The sequence below is a fragment of the Kitasatospora nipponensis genome (assembly GCF_039528135.1).
Lineage (GTDB): Bacteria > Actinomycetota > Actinomycetes > Streptomycetales > Streptomycetaceae > Kitasatospora > Kitasatospora nipponensis.
This window is the reverse complement of the sequence record NZ_BAAALF010000302.1, coordinates 1-6,396: the sequence shown is the minus strand read 5'-3', so window position 1 is coordinate 6,396 and position 6,396 is coordinate 1. Positions and strand designations below refer to the sequence as shown.

At 75.0% G+C, this 6,396-nt stretch carries 5 protein-coding genes; 2 read left to right on the top strand and 3 right to left on the bottom strand.

Features of this window, described 5'->3' with window-relative positions; all coding sequences use genetic code 11:
• Positions 1 to 103 precede the first annotated feature (103 nt).
• From ABD323_RS38870 to ABD323_RS38860, 3 genes are all read right to left on the bottom strand, one after another.
• Positions 104 to 1,225: an acyl-CoA dehydrogenase family protein gene (locus ABD323_RS38870; protein ID WP_344446822.1), complete on the bottom strand. Its 1,122-nt coding sequence runs from the start codon at positions 1,223 to 1,225 to the stop codon at positions 104 to 106.
• A gap of 166 nt (positions 1,226 to 1,391) precedes the next feature.
• Positions 1,392 to 2,606: a cytochrome P450 gene (locus tag ABD323_RS38865; protein WP_344446821.1), complete on the bottom strand. Its 1,215-nt coding sequence runs from the start codon at positions 2,604 to 2,606 to the stop codon at positions 1,392 to 1,394.
• Positions 2,603 to 3,328, bottom strand: a complete 726-nt coding sequence (locus ABD323_RS38860; RefSeq protein WP_344446820.1) for an SIR2 family NAD-dependent protein deacylase — start codon at positions 3,326 to 3,328, stop codon at positions 2,603 to 2,605. Before ABD323_RS38860 ends, ABD323_RS38865 begins: the two co-directional genes overlap by 4 nt.
• A gap of 127 nt (positions 3,329 to 3,455) precedes the next feature.
• On the opposite strand from ABD323_RS38860, the gene ABD323_RS38855 reads away from it, so the two are divergent.
• Together ABD323_RS38855 and ABD323_RS38850 are read left to right on the top strand one after the other, a co-directional pair.
• The gene (locus ABD323_RS38855; RefSeq protein ID WP_344446819.1) at positions 3,456 to 4,520 is read left to right on the top strand and encodes an ATP-binding protein; all 1,065 of its coding nucleotides are present in this window, start codon (positions 3,456 to 3,458) and stop codon (positions 4,518 to 4,520) included.
• Positions 4,517 to 6,319 carry a vWA domain-containing protein gene (locus tag ABD323_RS38850; RefSeq protein WP_344446818.1) on the top strand — a complete coding sequence of 601 codons (1,803 nt, stop codon included), beginning with the start codon at positions 4,517 to 4,519 and terminating at the stop codon, positions 6,317 to 6,319. Before ABD323_RS38855 ends, ABD323_RS38850 begins: the two co-directional genes overlap by 4 nt.
• Positions 6,320 to 6,396 lie beyond the last annotated feature (77 nt).

The window sequence follows — 6,396 nt, the reverse complement described above, 5'->3', positions numbered from 1 at the left end:
GTTGAGGACTGGCACCGCCTCGGCGTACAGCTCGACCTCGCGCACGGTGTCAGCGCGCCCGGCTCGCCGGCGGCTGAGCGGACGGGCACGGTCGGCGGGGCGCTCAGCAGCAACCGCCGGCGGCGTCCCAGTCGAAGAAGCCGTCGCTGTACCGGGCCGAGGCCGCCTCGCACTCCAGGGCGGTGTGGCCGGCCGCGGTGTGCACGTCCTGCCGGGCCCGCTGGACCGGGTCCTGGTCGGCCGGCAGCACCCCGCCGGTCAGCTGGCAGAGCCGGTCCACCGCGGTGACGCACAGGTCCGCGGTCAGCGAGGTGTCCCGCAGGTTCTCCGCCACCGCCCGTTCACCGGGCGCCGCCAGGTCGGCGCGCGCCGCCGCGTGTCCCAACAGCAGCCGGGCGGAGCGCAGTTCGGTGGCGGCGCGGGTCAACTCCCGTTGCAGGTCGAGCACCCGGCCGGGCGGCGGGGCACTCCAGGCGGTCATCGCCGCGGTCGCCGCGCCGACGATCGGGGTGGTGAACAGCAGGGTGGCGACCATCCGGTAGGGCACCTGGTGGCAGCGCGCGCGGCCCGCGGCGGGCGGGCGGGCCGCGGCCAGTTCGGCCATCGGCACCGTGCGGTGGGCCGGCACCAGGACGTCGGCCAGCACCACCGTGTTGCTGCCGGTGCCGCGCATGCCCAGCCCGCGCCAGGTGTCGCGGATCAGCAGGTCGCCGCGCGGCACCGCGAAGACCCGGTGCTCCAGGCCCGCGCGCGCCTGCGTCCAGGCCGCCAGCAGCACCCACTGCGCGTGGTCCACGCCGCTCACGAACCCCCACTCGCCGCTGAGTCGCCAGCCGCCGGGCACCGCCTCGGCCCGGCCGCTGGGGGCCAGGCCCGCGCCGGCGATCAGGACGTCCGGCGAGTGGGCCCACAGGTCCGCCTGGCCCTGTTCGGGCAGGTAGCCGGCCAGCCGGCCGTGCGCCGCGTAGAGGGTCGCGCACCAGGCGGCGGCCGTGCAGGCGCCGCTCAGGTCGAGCACGGCGTCGACCAGCGTCTCGAAGCCGCCGGCGGCGCCGCCCCAGCGGGCGGGGACGAAGTGCCGGGCGAAGCCGGCGGCGACCAGCGCCCGCGCGGTCCCGCTGTCGAGCCGGTACCGCGTGCGGGCGCGCTCGGCGCCGCGCCCGGCGACGGCCAGGGCCGCCTCCACGCCCTGGGCCAGACCCGTCGGCCCGTCCTGGATGATCACCACCGCGCACCTGCGATCGAACGCCGAACACTCGCCCCTGCGGTACAGCGCATCTGTTCTTCTCCCCCCGGAAGCAGAGCAAGTCCCCCTCGGGGCAAACCAGGCGGCGGGCCGCGGTTCGCATCCCGACTGGCGACCCGTCAGCATATACCGCCGCGGCCAAAGGTCAGAGCTCGACCCGGAGTTCGGTCAGTCCACGGATCACGTAGCCGCTCTGCCACCGCGGCTCGGCCAGCAGCCGCAGCCCCGGCGCGCGCCGCAGCAGGGCGCCGTAGGACTCGGTCAGCTCCAGGCGGGCCAGCGGGGCGCCGAGGCAGAAGTGGATGCCGGCGCCGAAGGTGATGTGCGGGTTGTCGGCGCGGGTGAGGTCGAGGCGGTCGGGGTCGGCGAAACGCTGCGGGTCGCGGTTGGCGGAGCCGAAGAGCAGCGCCACCTCCGCGCCGCGCGGGATCGTGGTGCCGGCCACCTCGACGTCCTCCAGCACCCAGCGCTCGAACATCTGCAACGGGGTGTCGTAGCGCATCAACTCCTCGATGGCCGTGGGGAGATGACGGTCGATCCCGGAACGCAGCAGGGCCAGCTGGTCGGGGTTGCGAAAGAGCGCCCACCAGCCGTTGCCGGTGGTGTTGACGGTGGCCTCGTGGCCGGCGTTGAGCAGCAGCACGCAGGTGGAGACCATCTCCTGCTCGTTGAGCGCCTCGCCCTCGTCCTGCGCCGCGATCAGCGCGGATATCAGGTCGCCGCCGGGGGCGGCGCGCCGCTCGCGGATCAGCGCGCGCAGGTAGTCGGAGAACTCGACGCTGGCGTCCACCGCCCGCCGGGCGACCTCCTCGCTCGGGTTGAGCTCGAACATCCCGGTGATCGCCGCCGACCAGGGCCGCAGCAGGCCCCGGTCGGCCTCGGGCACGCCCAGCATCTCGGCGATCACCGCCACCGGCAGCGGCTCGGCGAGGGCGGCTATCAGGTCGCCGCCGCCCTCCTTCAGCAGGTCCGCGACGAGCTCGTCGGCCAGCCGGGCCACCGTGGGGCGCAGCGAGGCGACCATCCTCGGGGTGAACGCCTTGGAGACCAGCCGCCGGATCCGGGTGTGGTCCGGCGCCTCCAGGTCGAGCAGCCCGTGGTCGTTGAGGGTGTGGAACGCCTCGTGCGCGGGGTCCGGCGGCGTCTGCCCGAACTCCTCGTGGCTGAAGCGGTGGGTGTAGGTGCGCCCCAGCCGCCGGTCCCGCAGCAGCGCGCTGACGTCCTGGTACCGGGAGACGAGCCACTGGCCGGTCGGCTCGTAGTAGCTGACCGGCGCGTGCTCGCGCAGTTCGGCGTACGCGTCGTACGGGTGCGCGACGAACTGAGGGGACCAGGGGTCGAAGCGGTGCTGGAGCGTCATTCGGTCAGCGTAGCCACCAGGGCGGGAAGTGCCGAGGAGATGGGCTCGCGCAGCACCTGATCGGCCACCGGGTCGTACGGCGTCGGCTCGGCGTTGACGATGATGAGCCGGGCTCCGCTCTCCACGGCGATCTGGGGCAACAGGGCGGCCGGGTGGACCTGCAGGGTGCTGCCGACGGCGATGAACAGCTCGCAGGCCCGGGCGACGGCCTCCGCCTTCCCGATCACCTCCGGGTCCAGCCGCTCGCCGAACATCACGGTGGCGGGCTTGAGGATGCCGCCGCACTCCCGGCAGGGCGGGTCGTCCTCCCCGGCCGCCACCCGCGCCAGCGCCGCGCTCATCTCCCCGTACCGCCGGCAGCGCACGCACTGCACCCGGCGCGCGCTGCCGTGCAGTTCGAGCACCTTGCGGTCGGGCAGCCCGGCCCGCTGGTGCAGCCCGTCGACGTTCTGGGTGAGCACCCGGACCGGCAGCCGCGCGGCCAGTTCGACCAGCGCGCGGTGCCCGGCGTTCGGCTCGGCCGTCAGCGCGCCCGCGTCGCGCCGCATCAGCCAGGCCCGCCGGCGCACGTCCTCATCGGCCAGGTAGGGGCCCAGCGTCACCAGCTCCTGGGCCTTCGGGTCGCGCTGCCACAGCCCGTTCGGGCCACGGTAGTCGGGGATGCCGGAGTCGGTGGAGATCCCGGCCCCGGTGAGCACGGCGATGAGCGGTCGGCGGGTCATGGGGCGAGGGTAGGGGCGCACGGCCGCGGTCGCACCACGGTTTCGGGCGCCGAAAAGGGCGTGCGCCCGGCGGCAGGTGTCCGCACACTGGGCGGGCGCTCGTCCGCTACCACTGGAGGACCTCCCCGTGCAGGGTGCCGTCACCGTCTCGCCGTCACAGGTTCCCGAGCTGCTGCTCGGGCTGGCCACCGTCCGGCCGGTCTTCCTGTGGGGCGCGCCGGGCATCGGGAAGTCGTCGCTGGTGAGGGAGTTCGCCCAGGCCCTGGGACTGGAGTGCGTCAGCCTGATCGGCACCCAGCTGGCACCGGAGGACCTGATCGGGGTCCCGCAGCTCACCGCCGAGGGCCGCTCGCGGTTCTGCCCGCCGGAGTCCATCGCCCGCGACCAGCCGTACTGCCTCTTCCTGGACGAGCTCAACGCGGCCACCCCGGACGTGCAGAAGGCCTTCTACTCGCTGATCCTGGACCGTCGGATCGGCTCCTACGAACTGCCCGCCGGCAGCATCGTGATCGGTGCGGGCAACCGTGCCACCGACGGTGCGCTCGCCCGGCCGATGGCGTCGGCACTGGTCAACCGCCTGGTCCACGTCCATCTGCGGGCCAGCGCCACCGACTGGCTGCGCTGGGCGGCGGGCAACGGCATCCACCCCTGGGTGGTGGACCACCTGACGGACCGCCCGGACCACCTGTGGTCCGCGCCGCCCAAGTCCGAGGAGCCGTTCTCCACGCCACGCGCCTGGCACATGCTCTCCGACGCGCTGCACTCCTTCGGCCCGGCGGTGGCACACGAGACCCTGAAGGTGCTGGCCCACGGCCTGCTCACCCCGCCGCACGCCGTGGCCTTCTGCGGCTACGCCAAGATCGTGCGCAACTCCTACGGCCTGGAGGCCATCCTCAAGGGCGACGCCCGCTGGCCGCACCGCCTGGAGGACCGCGACCTGCTCTACTACCTGGCCGACGCCTTCCGCGGCCGGCTGGTCAAGGAACTGCCGGCAAGGAAGGAGTACGCCTCCGACGCGCTGCGGCAGACCGCCTACCGGGCCAAGTCGCTGCTGGTGCAGTTGGCCGAGATCTCGGTCGAGGTGGCCCAGACGGTGATCGCGGACGGCTCGGACGGCAATCCGGTGCTCCCGCCCTGGTTCCTGATCGAGGCGGCCCGGGACATGCCGCGGCTGGTGGAGGCCCGCCGGTGAGGCGGCCGGCGCGCCCGGCGGCCGCCAGGGGCGCGGCCGGGGCGGCGCCCGCGGACCCGGCCGCCGAGGCACTCGGCCAGGGCCTGGCCCGGCTGCGGGGCAACACCGCCTTCGCCTCGCTGGACGTGCGCCTGTGCCGCGAACCCGAGTGCGCACTGCGCCCGGTGGACGGCTGGGCGGTGGTCGACTCCAACGGCACGGTGCACGTCGACGCCAGGCGCCGCGCGAGCGCGGCCGAGTGGGCCTGGGTGCTGGCCCACAGTCTGCTGCACCTGGGCTTCGGGCACGCCGAGGCCGCCGCCGGCCCGCGCATCCAGCCCGACACCCACCAGCGGGCCGCCCGCTGCCACGTGGTCAACCGCTTCCTCGCCACCTTCCCGATGGGACAGGCGCCGGTGCCGCTGCCACCGGCGTACCAGGGTGGCGACGAGGAGGAACTGGCCGCGCGCTGGCGCCGCGACGGCCTGCCGCAGGTGGCCGGGACCGCCGGCGCCGAGCCGGACCTGCACCTGGTGCCCCGCCGGGCGGACACCCCCGAGGACTGGACCACGGCCTTCGCCGCCGCGCTCACCCGCACCATGTCGGCGGCGATGGACGTGGCCGGCGGTCGGCGCGAGGAGCTCACCGGCGCCCGGATGCCCGAGCGGCCCTGGACCCGGGCGCTCAACTGGTTCGTCTCCAGTTACCCGCTGCTCGGGGGCATCGCGGCCGGCATCACCCTGGTCGCGGACGTCGAACTCGCGCGTGCCCACGGCATCGCCGTCGCGGCGGTCAACGCCGAGGCCGGCGAGATCTACCTCAACCCGCTGCGCCGCCACAGCGACGAGGAGTGGCGCTTCATCCTGGCCCACGAGATGCTGCACGCCGCGCTGCGGCACGGCGAGCGGCGCGGGGCCCGCGACCCGTACCTGTTCAACGTCGCGGCCGACTACGTGATCAACGGCTGGCTGCTGGAGATGGGCATCGGCGAAATGCCCGAAGGGCTGCTGCACGACCCCGGGTTGAAGGGGCTGTCGGCCGAGGAGGTGTACGACCGGATCGTCCGCGACCAGCGGCGGATCCGTCGGTTGGCGACCCTCGCCGGCAAGGGGCGGCCGGACGTGCTCGGCGAACCGATCGGCCCTGCGCGCGACTTCGTCGACCTGGACGACTTCTACCGCCGCGGCCTGCAGCAGGGCTTCGAGCTGCACCGGCGCGAACGCGGGCTGCTGCCGGCCGGGCTGGTCGAGGAGATCCGCGCGTTGGCCCACCCGCCGGTGCCGTGGGACGCCCGACTGGCACGCTGGTTCGACGAGTTCGTCCCCTCCCCGCAGCCGGTGCGCAGCTACGCCCGGCCGTCCCGGCGGCAGGCCTCCTCCCCCGACATCCCGCGCGCCGGGCGGTACTTCCCGCCCGAGGAGGTGGCCCGCTGCACCTTCGGGGTGGTGCTGGACACCTCCGGCTCGATGGACCGCCGGCTGCTCGGCCGGGCCCTGGGCGCGATCGCCTCCTACGCCGCCGCGCGGGACGTGCCGGCGGTCCGGGTGGTGTACTGCGACGCCGCCGCCCACGACGCCGGCTACCTCCCGCCGCAGGACATCGCCGGCCGGGTCCGGGTCCGCGGCCGGGGCGGGACGGTGCTGCAACCCGGCGTGGACCTGCTGGAGCGCGCCGAGGACTTCCCGGCCGGCGCGCCGATCCTGCTGATCACCGACGGCGAGTGCGACGTGCTGCGGGTGCGGCGCGAGCACGCGTACCTGGTACCGCAGGGCGCGGGGTTGCCGTTCACCCCGCGCGGACCGGTCTTCCGGCTGACCTGAACGGCCGGCCCGAGCCGTGCCCGGCCGCCCGGCCGCCCGCCCGCGCGGCCGGCGCGAGCGGGCTGGGCGGGCGGGCG